Origin of the sequence: Bradyrhizobium sp. 63_E2_N1_3 (genome assembly GCF_052076005.1) — a bacterium.
GTDB lineage: Bacteria > Pseudomonadota > Alphaproteobacteria > Rhizobiales > Xanthobacteraceae > Bradyrhizobium > Bradyrhizobium barranii.
In genome coordinates this window covers 1,824,572-1,841,213 of sequence record NZ_CP197235.1, presented here as the reverse complement: position 1 = coordinate 1,841,213, position 16,642 = coordinate 1,824,572, and the positions used below count along the sequence as shown (strand labels likewise).

Here is a 16,642-nt window from a genome sequence, read left to right as displayed (position 1 = left end):
ATGCCGTTTACATTGGACCAGCGGCGTGTCAGGCGCTAATGCCGTATCGGTATGATTTGAGGACAAAACCGCATCATGGACCTGGTCTGGCTGGAGGATTTCCTTGCCATCGCTGAGGAAGGCGGGTTCTCGCGCGCCGCCCAGCGACGGCATGTGACCCAGCCGGCGCTGAGCCGCCGCATCAGGTCGCTCGAGGAGTGGCTGGGCACGCCGCTGTTCGAACGTTCGACCCACACGATCACGCTGACGCCGGCCGGCGAGAGTTTTCGCCCCGTCGCGGAGGACGTGCTGCGCCGGGTCCTGGTCGGACGCGAGGAAGCGCTCGAAGTGGCGCGGCTGAAGGCCGAGACCATCACCTTTGCCGCCACGCATTCACTGTCGCAGACCTTCTTTCCGGAATGGATTCGCAACTCCGACAGCGCGCGGGCCGACTCGGCCGTGCAGCTCGTCGCTTCGAATTTCGCCGGCTGCGAGAAGCTACTTCTGGACGCGCAGGCGCATTTCATGCTGGCGCACTACCATCCGACGCTGGTGAGCCGGCTCGACATGGACCGCTTCCAGCGCGTCGATCTCGCGACCGACGTGCTGATCCCGATCAGCGCGCCGGCTGCAAAACCGGGCCGCGGTGGACGCAGCAGCAAAAAGGCACAGCCTCGTTACGCGCTGCCCGGCGCATCGGGCGCGCCGCTGCCCTATCTCGCCTATCACCCCGGCTCGGGCGTGGGGCGGCTCGTCACCTCGTTCCTGGCCGCGAAGGATTCGACGGCGTGGTTAGCGCCCGGCTTCGCCGCGCCGGTCATGCTGCTGGTCGACATGGCGCGCGAAGGGCGCGGCGTGACGTGGGCTCCGATGAGCCTCGTCCGCGCCGATCTCGACAGCGGCCGCCTGTTGCGCGCCGGCGGTGCGGATTGGGACATTCCGATCAGCGTCTCGCTGTTCCGCACGCGGGCCCGCATGACCCGGGCGGCCGAGAATTTCTGGAATTCGGTGCGCAAGGGCCGGCCGGGAGGGAAATCCATCGCCGCTGCGCCGCGGACCAGATGACCGTGTCGCGGATCAAGTCGGCCTTCGGGCTGCTTCGGCCGCAGATGCTGCTGATGAGCCTGCTCGCTGCCACAACGTTAGACGCGGCGCACGCCGGCGGCGCCTCCATCGCACCCGCCGAGCTGAAGGCGATCGGGACGATCGATGCGCGCTTTCAATCCTACAATATCGAAATGGTGGAGGTGACCGGCGGCCGGTTCTGGAAACCTTATCCGCAAACAATGCGCACGCTCGATGAGCGGGATCGTTACGGCGAGAGGCCGCCGATCAATCTTGCCAATGCGCGGCTGCGCAAGCTCGCCGCCGCTTTGGCGCCGGCCTATCTGCGCGTGAGCGGCACCTGGGCCAATGCGACGTTCTTTGCCGACACGAACCATGCGCCGGCCAAGCCCCCGCCGGGATTCAATGACGTGCTCAGCCGCAACCGATGGCGCGACGTCATCGACTTTGCGCGCGCAGTCGACGCGGAGATCGTCACGTCCTTCGCGATCAGTCCGGGCAGCCGCGATGCGGATGGCGCGTGGAAGACCGATCAGGCGCAGCGCCTGATCGACACGACGCGTTCGCTGGGTGGCCACATCGCCGCGGTGGAATTCATGAACGAGCCGACGCTTGCGGCGACGAACGGCGCGCCGCCGGGATATGATGCGGCCGCCTATGGCCGGGACTTCAGGATCTTTCGCGAATGGATGCAACGCGCGGCGCCCGAGACGCTGATCGTCGGTCCGGGTTCAACCGGCGACGCGCCGTCGCCATCCGGGTCGGGCATCACCACGCGCGATCTGCTCGCCGCATCCGCCCCCGGCATCGATCGCTTCTCCTATCATCACTACAACACGCTCTCGCCGCGCTGCGGCGGCCGCGACGATCCGGCGCAGACGCTCTCCTCGGACTGGCTGGCACGCACCGACGCGACGTTCGCGACCTACCGCGCCCTGCGCGACGCATTCGAGCCGGGCAAGCCGATCTGGCTGACGGAGACGGCAAACGCCGCCTGCGGCGGCAATCCATCGGACAAGACGTTTCTCGACACCTTTCGCTATCTCGACCAGCACGGACGCCTCGCAAGGGCCGGCGTCCAGGTGGTGATGCACAACACGCTGGCTGCCAGCGACTACGGCCTGCTCGACGAGGGAACGTTTCGTCCGCGGCCGAACTACTGGGCTGCGCTGCTCTGGCATCGGCTGATGGGAACGATCGTGCTCGACGCGAACCCGGTCGCCGCGCCAGATCTCCATCTCTACGCGCATTGCCATCCGGGCATGCGGGGCGCCGTGTCCGTGCTCGCAATCAACGCATCGCGGCATGCATCATCGACCCTGACGCTGTCACACCCCGCCGAGCGTTACACGATACATGCGAGGCGGCTGCAAGACGCGACAGTTCAGCTGAACGGCAAGACGCTCGCGCTGAGTGCCGACGACGAACTGCCCCGACTTGAGCCGCGCGCAACACCTGCGGGAGCGATCCGGCTGGTGCCGGCGACCGTCACCTTCCTGGCGTTTCCGGACGCAGCAAACCCCGCCTGCCGGTGACCGCGCCTACGACTTCAGCGCGTCGCGCGCCGTCTCCGGCGCCATCAGCGTCGCGATGATCGTGATGACCGACAGCGCGATGATGTAGACCGACACCGGCCAGTAGGCGCCGGCCCATGCGAGGAGCGCGGTCGCAATCAGCGGCGAGAAGCCGCCGCTGAGCGCGGCCGCGACGTTGGCGCCGAGCGATGCGCCGCTGTAGCGCACCTGGGTGCGGAACAGTTCCGGCATGAACGCCGCCTTCGGCCCGAACAGCAGCGCGTGCGTCAGCGTCATCGTGACGACGAGCGCGAACGTGATCAGCGCCGGCTCCCTGGTGTCGAGGAACCAGAACAGCGGAAACGCCAGCGCCACCGAGAACACCCCGCCGGCGAGATACAGCGCCCTGCGGCCGAAGATATCGGAGAGCCAGCCGGCGAGCGGCAGCGTCGCGAACTCGACGAGCGCGGCATAGACCACCGCGTTCAGGATCACCTGGCGAGGCAGGCCGAGTTTCGTCGTCGCGTAGACCACGGTGAAGACGGTGAGGAGATAGGCGAGCCCGACCTCCGACACCGTGATGCCGATCGCGAGCAGAAAACTGCGCCAGTCGCGGCGCAGCACCTCCAGCACCGGCTGCGCCAGCACTTCCTTGCGCTCGACGACTTCCTTGAAATGCGGCGTTTCCGCGAGCTTGAGCCGCACGATGAAGCCGACGCCGACGAGCAGGATGCTGATCAGGAACGGCACGCGCCAGCCCCAACTCAAAAAGTCGGCCTCGGGCAGTTGCGTCATCAGGGCGAAGATACCGGTCGAAGCGGCGACGCCGACCGGAAAGCCGATCTGCACCAGACTGCCGTAGAAGCCGCGCCGATCACCGGCGTGCTCGATCACCATCACGACCGCGCCGCTCCATTCGCCCCCGAGCCCAATGCCCTGGACGAAGCGCAGGATGATGAGCAGGATCGGCGCCCAGACGCCGATCTGGCTGTAAGTCGGCAGGCAGCCGATCAGGAAGGTGCCGAGCCCCATCGCGATCATGGTCGCGACCAGCATGGTCTTGCGGCCGAGCCGGTCGCCGTAATGCCCGATGATCGCGCCGCCGATCGGACGCGCCACGAAGCCGACCGCATAGGTCGAGAACGCCACCAGCGTTCCGACGAAGGGATCGAAGCTCGGAAAGAACAGCTTGTTGAAGACCAGCGCAGCTGCCGTGCCGTAGATCAGGAAATCGTACCACTCGATCGCGGTGCCGAGCGCGCTTGCCCACACCACATGCGCCGTCGTCGATCTCTCCGCGGCCGCGGAGACCCCCGTTGCTGCCGTCATGCCCTGCCCCAAAGATTCCTGACGGCATCATGGCCAATCGCGATGGCGGTTGCAACCTGCGGAGGTGTGATCTCTGTGCGAGATTACGATGCGAGATTTTTGCGCGTCGCTGCTCCCGCACTCCGTCATTGCGAGGAGCTCTTGCGACGAAGCAATCCAGGCTGCCTCCGCGGAGAAAGTCTGGATTGCTTCGCTGCGCTCGCAATGACGGGTGTGGCGGCAGTTGCGCGCACGCCTCCGGCAATGTCTCCCGGGCGACCATGGAACTCATCGCCCCCATTATTCGCCATTGACAAACTCATTCGCCAATATCTAATTTACCCCCCACAATAACCAGCCGCGCCAAGCGGCCAATAAGAGAGGGATCGACGATGAGAGGGCTTTTGGCCTGCACCTTGCTCGCGGCCATGACTTCGGCTGCCGTGACCACGGCGGCGCGCGCGCAAGTCTCCGACGACGCGGTGCGGATCGGCGTGCTGACGGATCTGTCGAGCTGGGGCCGTGACAACAGCGGGCCGGGGTCGGTCGAGGCGGCCAAGATGGCGGTCGAGGAGTTCGGGCCGACCGTGCTCGGCAAGCCGATCGAGATCATCAGCGCCGACCACCAGATGAAGACCGATGTCGGTGTGCAGATCGTGCGCGGCTGGTTCGACAACGGCAAGGTCGACGCCGTCGTCGACATCCCCAACTCCGGCATCGCGATCGCCGTGCACAACATGGTGCGCGAACGCAACAAGATCGCGCTGCTCTCCGGCCCCGGGGCGAGCTCACTGACCGACGAGCTGTGCAGCCCGAACACCGTGCACTTCACCTACGATACCTACGCGCTGTCCAAGGTGACGGCCTCCGCCGTGATCAAGGAAGGCGGCAAGTCCTGGTACTTCATCACCGCGGACTATGCCTTCGGCCAGCAGCTCGAAAAGGACGCCACGCGGTTCATCAACGAGATGGGCGGCAAGGTGCTGGGCGGCGTGAAGCATCCGACCAACACAGCCGACTTCTCCTCCTTTGCGCTCCAGGCGCAGAGTTCGAAGGCCGACGTGGTGGCGTTCGCCAATGCCGGCCAGGACACCGACAACGCCATCAAGCAGTCCGGCGAGTTCGGCCTGGTGCAGGGCGGCCAGAAGCTGGTCGGTCTCCTGATGTTCGACACCGACGTGCATGCGGTCGGCCTGAAGGCCGCGCAGGGCACCTACATGACAACGGCGTCCTACTGGAACATGGACGAGGCGACCCGCGCCTGGTCGAAGAAATTCTACGAGCGCACCAAGGTGATGCCGACCATGATCCAGACCGGCGTCTACGGTTCGGTGCTGCATTATCTGAAGGGCATCAAGGCCGCCGGCACCGACGATCCCGCCAAGGTGATGGCCAAGATGCGCGAGCTGCCGATCGAGGATACCTTCGTCCATGGCGGCAAATTGCGCGAGGACGGCCGCGTGATCCGCGACATGTATCTCGCCAAGGTGAAATCGCCCGAGCAGTCCAAGGAGCCGTGGGACTATCTGGAGATCGTCAAGACCGTGAAGGGCGAGGACGCCTTCCGCCCGGTCTCCGAATCCAAATGTCCGCTGCTGAAGAAATGAGGCCCGCATGACCGGCAACGAGCGCAACGCAATTGAGACTTACGAGTGCGATGTGCTCGTGGCCGGATCGGGGGCCTCCGGCATGTCGGCCGCGATCACCGCGGGTTATCGCGGCCTCGACGTGCTGATCGTCGAGAAGGAGCCGCGCTTCGGCGGCACCACCGCCCGCTCCGGCGGCTGGCTCTGGATCCCCGGTACGTCGCTGGCGAAGGCCTACGGCATCGAGGAGGCGCCGGAGCAGGCCCGCACGTACTTGCGCCATGAGGCCGGCAACAACTTCGATGCCGCGCGGGTCGATGCATTCCTGAGTGCGGGTCCGGAGGCGGTCGATTTCTTCACCACCAAGACCGCGCTGCGCTTCGACATGCCGCTGGTGTTTCCCGACTATCACGCCGAAGCGCCGGGCGGCGCGCAGGGCGGCCGCTCCATGGTGACGCGCCCGTTCGACGGCCGCGAGCTCGGTAACCAGATCAAGACGCTGGGTATGCCGCTTCCCGAGCTGACCGTGTTCGGCATGATGCTCGGCTCCGGCAAGGAGATCATCCATTTCATGCGGGTGACGAAGTCGCTGACCTCGGCGGTATACGTCGCCAAGCGCCTGTCACGGCACCTGATGGACGTGCTGCGCTATGGCCGCGGCATGACCTTGACCAACGGCAACGCGCTGGCCGGTCGCCTCGCGAAATCCGCACAGGATCTGAAGATTCCGATGTGGCTGTCCTCGCCGGTGCGCGAGCTGACGGTCGAGAACGGCGCGGTCACGGGTGCCATTGTGACTCGCGAAGGACGCGAGATCCGCATTCGCGCGCGCCAAGGCGTCGTTCTCGCTTGCGGCGGCTTCCCCCATGACGTCGCCCGGCGCAAAAAAATGTTTCCGCATGCGCCGACCGGCAACGAGCACTATTCGCCGGGCCCCACCGGCAACACCGGCGACGGCCTGCGCCTTGCAGAAAGCGCCGGCGGTCACGTCGAGGATCGTCTGCCGAACGCGGCGGCCTGGGTGCCGGTGTCGGTGACCAAACGCAAGGATGGTTCGAGCGGCGTGATGCCGCATTTCATCGACCGCGCCAAACCCGGCGTGATCGCGGTGATGCGGGACGGCAAGCGCTTTGCCAATGAGGGCAATTCCTATCACGACTTCGTCCAGGCCATGATCAAGGCCGCCAAGCCCGGCGAGGAGATCGCCGCATATCTCGTCTGCGATCACCCGACGCTGCGCAAATACGGCCTCGGCTGCGTGCCGCCGTTCCCGATGCCGCTCGGTCATCACCTCGATACCGGCTATCTCATGCGCGGCGACACGCTGGAGGCGCTCGCGGCAAAGGCCGGCATCGATGCGACGGCGTTCACCGAGACGGTCAGGCAGTTCAACGCGACTGCGCCGCAAGGGCACGACGCCGCCTTCGGCAAAGGTTCAAAAGCCTATAACCGCTACCAGGGCGACGCCATGCACGGCCCCAATCCCTGCATCGCGCCGATCGAGAATGGCCCGTTCTACGCCATCAAGATGGTGGTCGGCGATCTCGGCACCTATGCCGGCATCGTCACCGACGAGAACGCGCGGGCGCTCGATGCCGAGGGACGGGTGATTCCCGGACTCTATGCCGCCGGCAACGACATGGCGAGCATCATGGGCGGCAACTATCCGGGCGCCGGCATCACGCTTGGGCCGGCGCTGACCTTCGGCTACATTGCCGGCCGTCATCTCGCCGACAGCGCCGCCAAGCGCAACGCGGCGTAAGCCACGCGCCAGGAGACGCATGAAGAGAGAAAGCCGCGGCATCCAGTCGATCGAGGTCGGCGGAGAATTGCTTCGTGCGCTCGCGAGATGCGGCGAACCGATGATGCTGCGCGATCTCGCGCGCGAGGCCGGCATGACGCCGGCCAAGGCGCATCCCTATCTCGCCAGCTTCTCCCGCATCGGGCTGATCGAGCAGGACGAGACCACCGGCCGCTACGAGATCGGCGCGCTGGCGCTGGAGCTCGGCCTGATCAGCCTGCGCCGGCTCTCCGGCGTGCGGATCGCGCGTCCGAAGATCGCAGCGCTCGCAAGTCAGATCGGACATGCGGTCTCGCTGGCGGTCTGGGGCACGCACGGTCCGACCGTGGTGCAGCTGGAGGAGCCCGGTCAGCCCGTTCACATCGTGATGCGCGCCGGCTCGGTGATGGCGCTATTGGAAACGGCTACAGGCCGGGCGTTCGCTGCCTTCCTGCCGGAGAAGACGATCAACGCTGCGCTCGAAAGCGGCCTCGACCGCCACGGCGTCGGGTACAATCCGAAGCGCGCCGTGAAGGGCGCGAAGGTCGCCGAGATGCTCACGGAGGTCCGAAAACACGGACTCGCCCGCGCGCTCGGCGATCCCCTTCCCGGCGTCAACGCATTCTCGGCGCCGGTGTTCGACCATTCCGGCCATGTCGCGCTGGTGATCACCGCGATGGGGCCGGAAGGCACGTTTGATGCGCGCTGGGACAGCCCGATCGCCCATGCCCTGCGCGACTGCGCCGGCGGGATCTCGAAGCGGCTCGGCTACGGGATGACCATCGCGGCGGAGTGAGGCCTGTTAGGCCGGCGACACGCGCACCTCCTCCGCGGAGATCGATCCGCTGTCGACGACGAGCGCGACGGCGCCGCTGGTCAATGGGAGATCGCCCGTGTCCTGAACGCTGAAGAGTTTTTTACCATCGACATGGGCTTCGATGTCGGTTCCGGCCACGCGCAGCTCAATCCGATATCTCCGGTCGAGCTGCCAGTCGAAGCGTTCGCTGGCGAGCACAAGTTCGTCATGCACGCGCTTGACCAAACGGACGCGGCCGCCCTCGGCACGGTCGAACATCAGCGCGTAATAGCGCTCGCGTCCCTGCACCCGCGCCGCGAGGCCCCAGGCGTTCGCCAGCAGCGGCATGATCTCGGACGTTACGCGATAATCCTTCCAGTCGCGCGTACCTTGCGCGATGAAGCCGAGCCCGTCGCCATTGGTAACGCGCAGGCCCTCCCAGCGGGTCTGGAACTGGCTGACATTGTTGACCCAGGCGTGCTTCCACATCGTGCTCAGATTGTTGTCCGGCCGCTTCAGCACGGTGTCAGGCGCGCCACCCCAGGTCAGATAGTCGAGATAGAGCGTGCCATCGACGCCGAGCGGATCGCGCGTTTCGATCTCCACCCCGATCTCGAAGATCGGATAGGCATGGGTCTCCGGCACCTCCCAGCTCAGCACGGCGTGACAGCCGCCGGTCAGCTCATGCGCATCGCCGTAGATCTGGATCAGCTCATCGTGCTCGTCATAGATGCTGGAAAACAGTCGCACCGCCACGGTGCCGCTATCCGCTTCCGATTCAATCCGGCACTCCACCCGTTGCCCCGAATACAGCGTCGGACAGGCCACAAGCTGGTAGGTCGGCATCGTAAACACCTCCTTGTCGAAGAAGGTGGGGCTCGCAACGCGTGCCACGCGTCCGGGCGCCAGACGGCGGAAGTCGATCGCCAGACTCCGCTCCCCAGTGCGGCTGTGGCCGGCGACATTGCTGAGCTCGACCTCGTGGAGCCGTGCGGGCGAGCCGCCCTTCACGTGGAAGCCCTGCAGGCTGCCCGGAAAGTTGAAGTTGAAGCGCGCGCCGTCCTTGGCGACCGCCAGCGCCGGCGCACCGGCGAGCGCAAGCCCGGCCGCGACCAGCGACTGCGTCTCGATCACGGCGTCGGAGATCGCAGCGCCACCATCGGCCGTCGAGATGTACATGCGGTCGGCGATGGGGGTGCGGAAGTCCGGCCCGGCGTCGAGGCCGGCAAGTCCGGTGCGGATGCCGAACAGGCAGCCGACATTGCCGGCATTGCAATCGGTATCCCAGCCGGCCGTGTTGGCGATGCGCATCGCCTCCTGAAAGCTGTTCCCGCCGTAGAGCGTCGCCAGAATGATCAGCGCGTGGTTGGGCACGACATGGCAATTGCCGAGGAATTTGTCGTAGCCGTAACGTTCGGCGATCAGCGCACGGGTCCGTTCCCAGTCGTCGCCGTTGTCGCCGGCGTGCCATTCCCGGACGTCGTTGACGACGCGCCGGATCAGCGCGTCCTTCGGCACGAAGCCGAGCCCGACATCGATCAGCTTCTGCACGTCGTGCTCGACGAAGGCCAGCGCCTCCATCGCCGCGAGCAGTTTTGCGGCATGCACGGATTCACCATCATGGCTCACGCGCCCGGCCTGCTCGGCCAGATAAGCGGCCTGCTCGGGATTACCCGGGCTCACCATCGCCCAGCCGTCGATGAAGATTTGCGCACCGATCTGCTCGGCTACGGTCGTGCCGTTCAGCGCGATCGAGCCGCTCTGCGGCGCCGGGATACCGGACTTCAGCCGCAGATAGGCGGTGTGCTCGGTGGAATTGCCGATGCCACCCCACCATAGGATGGCGCGCTCCTCGACGATGTAGTTCAGCCAGGCTTGCCCGATCTGCTTCGAGGTGAGACGCTTCGGATAGCCATTGTCGGCAAGCGCGCGGGGAAACGCAAAAGTGCCGGAGACGTCGTCGTCGGTAACGACGAGATGATGGGATCGCAACGCGACGTCACGACGCTCGTTGACATAGTAGTTGATCGGCCCGAGCTCCTTCATGATGCGCTCATAGGTCCAGCCCTCGAAGGGCCGGCCGAGGTAGACACCGATGAGCTTGCCAAGCACGCCGGCATAGACCCGCTCCACGTAGTCATGAGGAATAGCTGTCACGAGTTCACTCCCATATCCAATTTCTTGGCTCGCGGGTCAGACCGACGAGCGCTTCATGATCTCGAATTTCAATTCATGGCTCCGGCCCGGCGCCGCGAGCCCGCCCGGTTGCAACCGCTTGACCAGCGTCTCCGCCGCAAGCGCGCCGAGGTCGAACTCCGGTTGCCGCACCGTGGTGAGCCCGAGCAGCTTTGCGACCGGGATATCGTCGAAGCCAGCGATTGCAATGTCGCTGGGGATCGAGAGCCCGGAAGCACGCGCCGCCTCCATCGCACCGAGCGCCAGCACGTCGCTCGCGCCGAACACGGCGGTCGGGCGATCGCCCTTTCTTTCGAGCAGCCGCTTCATCGCACGCGCGCCGGATTCCTCGGAATAGGCGCTGTCGGTAATGAAATCAGGCGCAAGTCCCGCTTCCCGCATCACCGCGCCGTAACCCTGCGCGCGCCGCTGGCTCGGGCCGAACTCGGCCTGGATCATCGCGATGCGCCGGTGCCCGCGCGCGATCAGAAGCCGCGTCATTTCCGCGGCCGCTTCGGCATTGTCGATATAGACGCTGTCGATCGCGAGCGGTCCGTCCGGCTTGTGCTGGCTCTCCAGCCGCACCAGCGGGATGCCCTTACGCGCGAGCACGGCGAGCTGGGGCGCCCGCAGATGAAAGAACGTTGCGACGACGCCATCGGCCCGTCCCTGGAGGAGCCAGTCGATGGCGCGGGCCTCGCCTTCCGGCCGCCCGTCGGTGTCGAAGATCAGGACGTCATAGCCAGCCGGCGCCGCGACCGTCTGCAATCCCCGGACGAGGCCTGGATAGAACGGATTGGTGATATCTGGAATGACACAGGCAAACGTCATGGTCCGCGCGCTGCGCAGCATCCGCGCCGGATGGTTCGGCTGGTAACCCAGCTCCTGTGCGACCTGAAGAATGCGCGTGCGCGTCGCAGGCGGAACGGACGGCGTCTCCGTCTTATTCAGGACAAGCGACACCGCGGCCTGCGAAACACCGGCCGCGAGCGCGATATCCTTCTGCGTGGGGCGGGCTGGCGCCTGCTTGTCGCGCCCCTTCCCCCGCTTCGTCCTCGTTGTTGACGTCGCCATTTGGCTTAGTTATACGTATTACTAAGGGAAAATCAACAATCACCGCCAATGACCTGAGGAAACCGAGGTTCATCGCCATGACCATGACCCGACGCCAGCTTGTTGCCGCCATCCCCGCTGCCGCGCTTGCCGTTAGCTTGCCGCGCGACGTTCGCGCCGAGGACGGGCGCAAGGTCGTGACGTTCTGGTTCGGCCAGGCGAATTCGGACGGCCAGGCCGCGCTGCGCAACGATTTGGTCGAGGCGTTCAACGCCTCGCAGGACAAATATCTGCTCCAGCTCGAGGTGAAGGGCGCCGCCGTAAACAACCTCCTGAAGGTCGCACTCGTCGCCGGTAACGGCCCGGACATCGTGCAGACAGCGGGTCCCGCCTATCTCACCGCGATCGCGAATGCCGGCCAGGTGCTGCCGCTCGACGATTTCGCCGAGAAGTACAAGTGGAAGGATCGCTTCCTGGCGCCGCTGCTCAACACCAGCGTCTACGGCGGCAAGCTCTACGCGCTGCCGCGCGACTACGAGTCGATGCACCTGTTCTATAACAAAGAGCTGTTCAAGCAGAACGGCTGGAAGCAGCCGACCAACCGGCAGGAGATGGAAGCGATCGCAGACGCAGCGCTCGCCAAAGGCATCATCCCCTTCGGCGCCGGCAATGCCGACTGGAAGGGCGTGAACGAGTGGCTGATGACGGTGTTCTTCAACAACGTCGCTGGCCCCGACAACGTGCGCAAGGCACTTGCCGGCGAACTGCCCTGGACCGCGCCGCCGTTCGTCGAGGCGGTCGAACTGTCAAAGGCGTGGTACAACAAGGGCTATTTCGGCAAGAACTATTTCTCGCTGACCATCGAGCAGAGCTTCCTCCAGGTCGTCAACGCCAAGGCGGCGATGGCGTTCAGCGGCACCTGGTCGTTCGGCACCAAATCCTACGGCATGTCGAAGCCCGATACCGTGATGGACGTCATGCCGACGCCGACCCTCGGCTCGGCCTTCACGGGATCACTGGTCCATCTCGCCTGCGGCGCGACGCTGTCGATCGCCAAGAACTCGCAGAATGCGGAAGGCGCAGCCGCGGTGTTCGAGTTCATGCTGACGCGCAAGTTCTACGAGACCATGAACCGCGACTGGCCCGGCAAATGGGCACTCCCGGTCAAGGACCTGCCGCCGGACATGCTCCAGGGCATCGGCTATCCCCTATTCGAGAAGACGATCGCGAATCTGCACGAAGCGTTCAGCAAGGGGCAGTACGGCTTCACCACCTGGACGTTCTGGCCCGGCGCCACCAACTCCTATCTGATCGAAGGCATCGAGCAGGTCTGGCTCAACAAGATCACGCCGGACGCTTACCTCACGCGGATGCAGACGCTCTTCAGCCAGGAAGCAAAGGAAGGCAAGGTGCCGCCGCTGCCGCCGCGGACGGCCTGACGCACGATGTGGCTCTTCGCGCTTCCAGCGCTCCTGATTAACGTCTGCATCATCCTGGTTCCCGCCGTGCTGACATTCACGGCGGCGTTCTTCATGTGGGACGGTGTCGGAAAGCCGGCGTGGGCGGGACTGACCAACTTCCAGAACATGTTCGCCGATCCCGTGTTCTGGTCGGCGCTGACAAATAACTTCATCTGGACGGCGATCTTCCTCACCGTGCCGGTCTGCCTCGCGCTCGTGATGGCAGCGGCGCTGCTGATGGCGCCGAAGGCGCGCATCGTGGTCCAGTCCATCATCTTCCTGCCGCGCATCATCGCTGTCGCAGTCACGGGCCGCATCTTTCAGGGCATGATCTTCAGCCCCGCGACCGGCGTCGTCGCCTGGTTGAACGAGCACGGCTTTTCGATCTCCGATCCCCTCGCCGATCCCGACCGCTCGCTCTATGCTGTCGCCGCGGTCGACATCTGGCACTGGTGGGGATTTCTCGCGGTCGTGTTCCTGTCGGCGATGCGGCAGATCAGCATCGACCAGATCGAAGCCGCGCGGCTCGACGGAGCCGGCTTCTTTGCTTTGTTCCGCTACGTTCTGATCCCGGGCATCCGCCCGACCCTGACCTTGATGCTGATTCTGACCGTGATCTGGTCGTTCCAGGTCTTCGAATTCATCTTCATTGTCACCCGCGGCGGCCCCGCCTATGGCAGCGAGGTGCTGGCAACATTTGCCTACCGCCACGCCTTCTTCGAAGGCGACGTCGGCCAGGCTGCAGCCGCCGCCTGCGTCATGAGCCTGTTCGGCCTGTGTGCCACCGCCGTCTATCTCTGGCTCCAGATCACCGACGACGCGCAATCGACATGATCGGGGATCGCTGGAGCAGGACATTCAGCCTCGGGCTGATCGGTATCGCATCGTTCAGCTCGCTGCTGCCGATCGTGCTCGCCGTGATGAACGCACTGAAGACGACGGTCGAGATCGGCAGCAATCCGCTCGCGCTGCCGACCCAGTTGCACTGGGAGAATTTTTCCTCCGCCTGGCGCAACGCCCAACTCGGCCCGAGCCTGCTGCACAGTGCCGAAGTCGCGATCCTGACCATTCTGATGGTGTGCGTCACCGCGACGCCCTGCGCCTATGTGCTGGCGCGGCAGAAGGGGAAATTCTGGCGCTTCATCACCTTTTACTTCATGGCCACGATCACCGTGCCCGTGCAGCTCTATCTCTACCCGCTCTACTTCATCTTCGCGAAGCTCGGGCTGGTCAATTCGATCCCCGCGGTGGCACTGATCTACACGGCGATGTTCTCGCCGTTTGCGATTTTCCTCTTGCGGACATACGCGCTCGCGATTCCCGTCGCGCTCGAGGAAGCAGCTCAAGTTGACGGCGCAAAGCCGTGGCAGACCTTCTGGTACGTGATCCTGCCGATGATGCGGCCCGGGCTGCTCACGGTCGCCATCATCGTCGGGCTGAACGCCTGGAACGAGTTCGTCATCGCCGTGACGTTCCTGCAGAACGACAGCAACGTCACCGCGATCGTGCGCTTCTACAATCTGACCGGCCAGTATTCGACCGACTGGGGCGAGATGCTGGCCGCAGCCGTCACCATCGTGCTGCCGATCGTTGCGATCTTCGTGCTGCTGCAGCGTCAGTTCATCGACGGCATGACGTCGGGCGCGGTGAAGTCTTGAAGCCCTACTTATCCTTCACCGGCACCGTGTAGTTCAGGATCAACCGCCCGCCATCCGGATAGATCGTCTGCCCGGTGATGTAAGACGCGTCATCACTCGCAAGGAACGCCACGACGGAAGCCACCTCGCTCGGCTCGCCGCCACGTCCGGCCGGCGTGCGTGACATCACCGTCTTGCGGGCATCCTCCGAGGTGTAGATGGAAGACGCCACCATGTCGGTCAAAATCGTGCCCGGCCCGACCGCGACGACGCGGATGTTGTGCGGGGCGAGCGCGACGGCGGCGACCGAGGTCAGCTGCTTCATACCGCCCTTGGAGATGGCGTAGGTCGCAAGCGTCGGGATCGCAAGCAGTGCGTTCACCGAGGACATGTTGATGATGACCCCGCCGCCGCCCTGCGCGATCATCTGCTTGGCCGCGGCCTGCACGCCGAAGAACGCGCCCTTCAGGTTGATGCCGATGATTTCGTCGAATTCCTCTTCCGAAATCTCCAGGATGTCGCGGTTGCGGGCGACGCCGGCATTGTTGACCATGATGTCGAGCCGGCCGAATTCCCTGACCGCGGTCGCGACCGCGCGATCGACGTCCGCACGCCGCGCGACGTGACATGGCACGGCATACAATTCCTTGGGCTTGCCCAGCTCGTTGACCGTCTTCTCGAGCTCATCCGTATCGACGTCCGAGATGACGACCTTGACGCCGTCGTCGAGGAACCGCTTTGCGCACGCCTTGCCGATGCCGCGCGCCGCGCCGGTGATGACGGCGACCTTGCCGGATAGTTTCATGGGTCTCACTCCAGGATAGCTGCTTGGGCAGCGAGCTATCCCGGAGAAGGCCCCGGTTCAAGCCGCCGCGAAGCCGACATGAGCACGGAACCGGTTCTTGATAAAGACGGCATCGCGCGAGGGCAGCGAGCGCGGCGGATTTTCCGCCAGAACCTTGACGACAAAAAGCCGCGGGCCATCGGCCGGCTCGGCGATCTGCGCGGTGAGGCGTTGTACCTCCTCGAGCGTCCGCACGGTTCCGGTTGCGGCAAAGCCGCAGGCGGCGGCAATTGCCGTGAGATCGACGCCGCGGCCGGTGTGGCTCGCCTGCATGCCGGTCTCGCCAAAATGCTGATTGTCGATCACGACGATGTCGAGATTGCGCGGACGCGCGACGCCGATGGTGGCGATGCCGCCGAGACCCATCAACTGCTCGCCATCGCCCGTCAACGCAAGGACGCGCTTGCCCGGCTGCGCCTGCGCGAGCCCAAGCCCGATCAACGCGGCACCACCCATTGCGCCCCAGAGATAAAAATTGCCGTCGTGATCCCCCACGGAATGCAGGTCGTAGGTGGGCGAGCCGAGACCGGAGACGACCAGCGCGTCCTTGCGGTCTTTCAGGAGCGCGGCGACAGCGGCGCGACGATCGAGTTGAGCTTGCATCGGCATCACCACTTCTTCTTGCCGATCAGGCGCTGCCCGATCAGAACCGCGATCTGCTGATCGGACTCGTAGGCGAGCGATGCCGCCGATTCGACGGTCTCGACCAGATCTTCCGCCGTCTCCGCGCGCATCACCTTCAGGCCGATCGCCTCCAGCGAGGGCTGCGTCGCTCGGCTCATCGGCACCTGCCAGGGATTGAACTCGGCCCATTCACCGCGCATCGTCACCAGCATCAGCAGGGGAAAGCGGCCGATCGCCGACAGCGACAGCATGTTGATGCAATTGCCGACGCCGCTCGACTGCATCAGCAGCACGCTGCGCTGCCCGCCGAGCCAGGCGCCGGCGGCGATCGCAATACCCTCCTCCTCGGTCGTCAGCACGTTGGTGGTGACGTCGCGGTCGGCCGAGAACATGCGGATGAGCTGGCTATGGCCGGCATCGGGAACGTAGGACATTTGCCTGACGTCGGCGGCTTTGAGGATACGATAGAGCTCGGACGGCCAGTCGTCGCTGCTGCGCGTTTCAGGATTCGGTTGAGGGCTGTGCACCGCGAGGTCTCCGTGAAATTCGAGCGGACCCTAGCGAATAGTCCGCGCGAAAGCTCTGACCGTCTGGCACGATCAGGTATTGAAGGATTGTATAGCTGCCTTTTCCGTTGTCGCCTGGACCAGAGCACGATGCGCATGACTGCGCCCTCTCCCCTTGCGGGAGAGGGCATCACCGCAGGAAGATACAAACTCATTGGGGTGAGGGGTATCTCTCGGCGCATTCATATGCATCGATATGCGCGGAGAGATACCCCTCATCCGGCGCTTCGCGCCACCTTCTCCCACAAGGGGAGA

The 16,642-nt window shown here is 64.9% G+C and carries 14 protein-coding genes; 8 read left to right on the top strand and 6 right to left on the bottom strand.

From position 1 onward, the window contains the following. Positions 1-75: 75 nt before the first annotated feature. Complete coding sequence (locus AB7531_RS08610; RefSeq protein ID WP_063981365.1) at positions 76-1,044, top strand: LysR family transcriptional regulator; 969 nt, start codon at positions 76-78, stop codon at positions 1,042-1,044. Then, positions 1,041-2,579 carry a hypothetical protein gene (locus tag AB7531_RS08605; protein WP_063981364.1) on the top strand — a complete coding sequence of 513 codons (1,539 nt, stop codon included), beginning with the start codon at positions 1,041-1,043 and terminating at the stop codon, positions 2,577-2,579. Before AB7531_RS08610 ends, AB7531_RS08605 begins: the two co-directional genes overlap by 4 nt. A 6-nt stretch (positions 2,580-2,585) precedes the next feature. On the opposite strand, the gene AB7531_RS08600 is transcribed toward AB7531_RS08605, so the two are convergent. Continuing rightward, positions 2,586-3,887 (bottom strand): MFS transporter, encoded by a 1,302-nt coding sequence (locus AB7531_RS08600; protein ID WP_063981363.1) that lies wholly within the window; start codon positions 3,885-3,887, stop codon positions 2,586-2,588. A 371-nt stretch (positions 3,888-4,258) separates the two neighbouring features. Here AB7531_RS08600 and AB7531_RS08595 point away from each other — a divergent pair, with 371 nt between their 5' ends. The 3 genes from AB7531_RS08595 to AB7531_RS08585 are packed head-to-tail and all read left to right on the top strand — an operon-like array spanning position 4,259 to position 8,028. Continuing rightward, positions 4,259-5,473, top strand: coding sequence for an ABC transporter substrate-binding protein (locus AB7531_RS08595; protein ID WP_063981362.1), 1,215 nt, complete (start codon positions 4,259-4,261; stop codon positions 5,471-5,473). 7 nt (positions 5,474-5,480) lie between these two features. Continuing rightward, positions 5,481-7,214, top strand: coding sequence for an FAD-dependent oxidoreductase (locus AB7531_RS08590; RefSeq protein WP_063981361.1), 1,734 nt, complete (start codon positions 5,481-5,483; stop codon positions 7,212-7,214). Between the two features lie 19 nt (positions 7,215-7,233). After that, a complete protein-coding gene (locus AB7531_RS08585) occupies positions 7,234-8,028 on the top strand; it encodes an IclR family transcriptional regulator (RefSeq protein ID WP_063981360.1) in 795 nt (264 codons plus the stop codon). A gap of 6 nt (positions 8,029-8,034) precedes the next feature. On the opposite strand, the gene AB7531_RS08580 is transcribed toward AB7531_RS08585, so the two are convergent. Continuing rightward, positions 8,035-10,185, bottom strand: a complete 2,151-nt coding sequence (locus AB7531_RS08580) for an ADP-ribosylglycohydrolase family protein (protein ID WP_063981359.1) — start codon at positions 10,183-10,185, stop codon at positions 8,035-8,037. A gap of 36 nt (positions 10,186-10,221) precedes the next feature. Further along, a complete protein-coding gene (locus AB7531_RS08575; protein WP_063981358.1) occupies positions 10,222-11,277 on the bottom strand; it encodes a LacI family DNA-binding transcriptional regulator in 1,056 nt (351 codons plus the stop codon). A gap of 77 nt (positions 11,278-11,354) precedes the next feature. Between AB7531_RS08575 and AB7531_RS08570 the strand changes: the two genes are divergently transcribed. The 3 genes from AB7531_RS08570 to AB7531_RS08560 are packed head-to-tail and all read left to right on the top strand — an operon-like array spanning position 11,355 to position 14,374. Then, positions 11,355-12,695: an ABC transporter substrate-binding protein gene (locus AB7531_RS08570; RefSeq protein WP_063981357.1), complete on the top strand. Its 1,341-nt coding sequence runs from the start codon at positions 11,355-11,357 to the stop codon at positions 12,693-12,695. Positions 12,696-12,701: 6 nt separating this feature from the next. Continuing rightward, complete coding sequence (locus tag AB7531_RS08565) at positions 12,702-13,550, top strand: carbohydrate ABC transporter permease (RefSeq protein WP_063981356.1); 849 nt, start codon at positions 12,702-12,704, stop codon at positions 13,548-13,550. Further along, positions 13,547-14,374 carry a carbohydrate ABC transporter permease gene (locus AB7531_RS08560; protein WP_081369148.1) on the top strand — a complete coding sequence of 276 codons (828 nt, stop codon included), beginning with the start codon at positions 13,547-13,549 and terminating at the stop codon, positions 14,372-14,374. The genes AB7531_RS08565 and AB7531_RS08560 overlap by 4 nt, the downstream gene beginning before the upstream one ends. A gap of 4 nt (positions 14,375-14,378) precedes the next feature. On the opposite strand, the gene AB7531_RS08555 is transcribed toward AB7531_RS08560, so the two are convergent. The 3 genes from AB7531_RS08555 to AB7531_RS08545 are packed head-to-tail and all read right to left on the bottom strand — an operon-like array spanning position 14,379 to position 16,348. Further along, complete coding sequence (locus tag AB7531_RS08555) at positions 14,379-15,158, bottom strand: SDR family NAD(P)-dependent oxidoreductase (protein WP_063981355.1); 780 nt, start codon at positions 15,156-15,158, stop codon at positions 14,379-14,381. 57 nt (positions 15,159-15,215) lie between these two features. Continuing rightward, positions 15,216-15,806: a thiamine pyrophosphate-dependent enzyme gene (locus AB7531_RS08550; protein ID WP_441279929.1), complete on the bottom strand. Its 591-nt coding sequence runs from the start codon at positions 15,804-15,806 to the stop codon at positions 15,216-15,218. After that, entirely contained in the window at positions 15,806-16,348 is a 543-nt protein-coding gene (locus AB7531_RS08545; protein WP_063981353.1) for a thiamine pyrophosphate-binding protein, read from the bottom strand. The genes AB7531_RS08550 and AB7531_RS08545 overlap by 1 nt, the downstream gene beginning before the upstream one ends. Positions 16,349-16,642: the final 294 nt, after the last annotated feature.

Bases quoted from the DNA above. Each gene is read 5' to 3' on its own strand.
- AB7531_RS08610 (WP_063981365.1), top strand. From the start codon at position 76: ATGGACCTGGTCTGGCTGGAGGATTTCCTTGCCATCGCTGAGGAAGGC.
- AB7531_RS08605 (WP_063981364.1), top strand. From the start codon at position 1,041: ATGACCGTGTCGCGGATCAAGTCGGCCTTCGGGCTGCTTCGGCCGCAG.
- AB7531_RS08600 (WP_063981363.1), bottom strand. From the start codon at position 3,887: ATGACGGCAGCAACGGGGGTCTCCGCGGCCGCGGAGAGATCGACGACG.
- AB7531_RS08595 (WP_063981362.1), top strand. From the start codon at position 4,259: ATGAGAGGGCTTTTGGCCTGCACCTTGCTCGCGGCCATGACTTCGGCT.
- AB7531_RS08590 (WP_063981361.1), top strand. From the start codon at position 5,481: ATGACCGGCAACGAGCGCAACGCAATTGAGACTTACGAGTGCGATGTG.
- AB7531_RS08585 (WP_063981360.1), top strand. From the start codon at position 7,234: ATGAAGAGAGAAAGCCGCGGCATCCAGTCGATCGAGGTCGGCGGAGAA.
- AB7531_RS08575 (WP_063981358.1), bottom strand. From the start codon at position 11,277: ATGGCGACGTCAACAACGAGGACGAAGCGGGGGAAGGGGCGCGACAAG.
- AB7531_RS08570 (WP_063981357.1), top strand. From the start codon at position 11,355: ATGACCATGACCCGACGCCAGCTTGTTGCCGCCATCCCCGCTGCCGCG.
- AB7531_RS08565 (WP_063981356.1), top strand. From the start codon at position 12,702: ATGTGGCTCTTCGCGCTTCCAGCGCTCCTGATTAACGTCTGCATCATC.
- AB7531_RS08560 (WP_081369148.1), top strand. From the start codon at position 13,547: ATGATCGGGGATCGCTGGAGCAGGACATTCAGCCTCGGGCTGATCGGT.
- AB7531_RS08555 (WP_063981355.1), bottom strand. From the start codon at position 15,158: ATGAAACTATCCGGCAAGGTCGCCGTCATCACCGGCGCGGCGCGCGGC.
- AB7531_RS08550 (WP_441279929.1), bottom strand. From the start codon at position 15,806: ATGCCGATGCAAGCTCAACTCGATCGTCGCGCCGCTGTCGCCGCGCTC.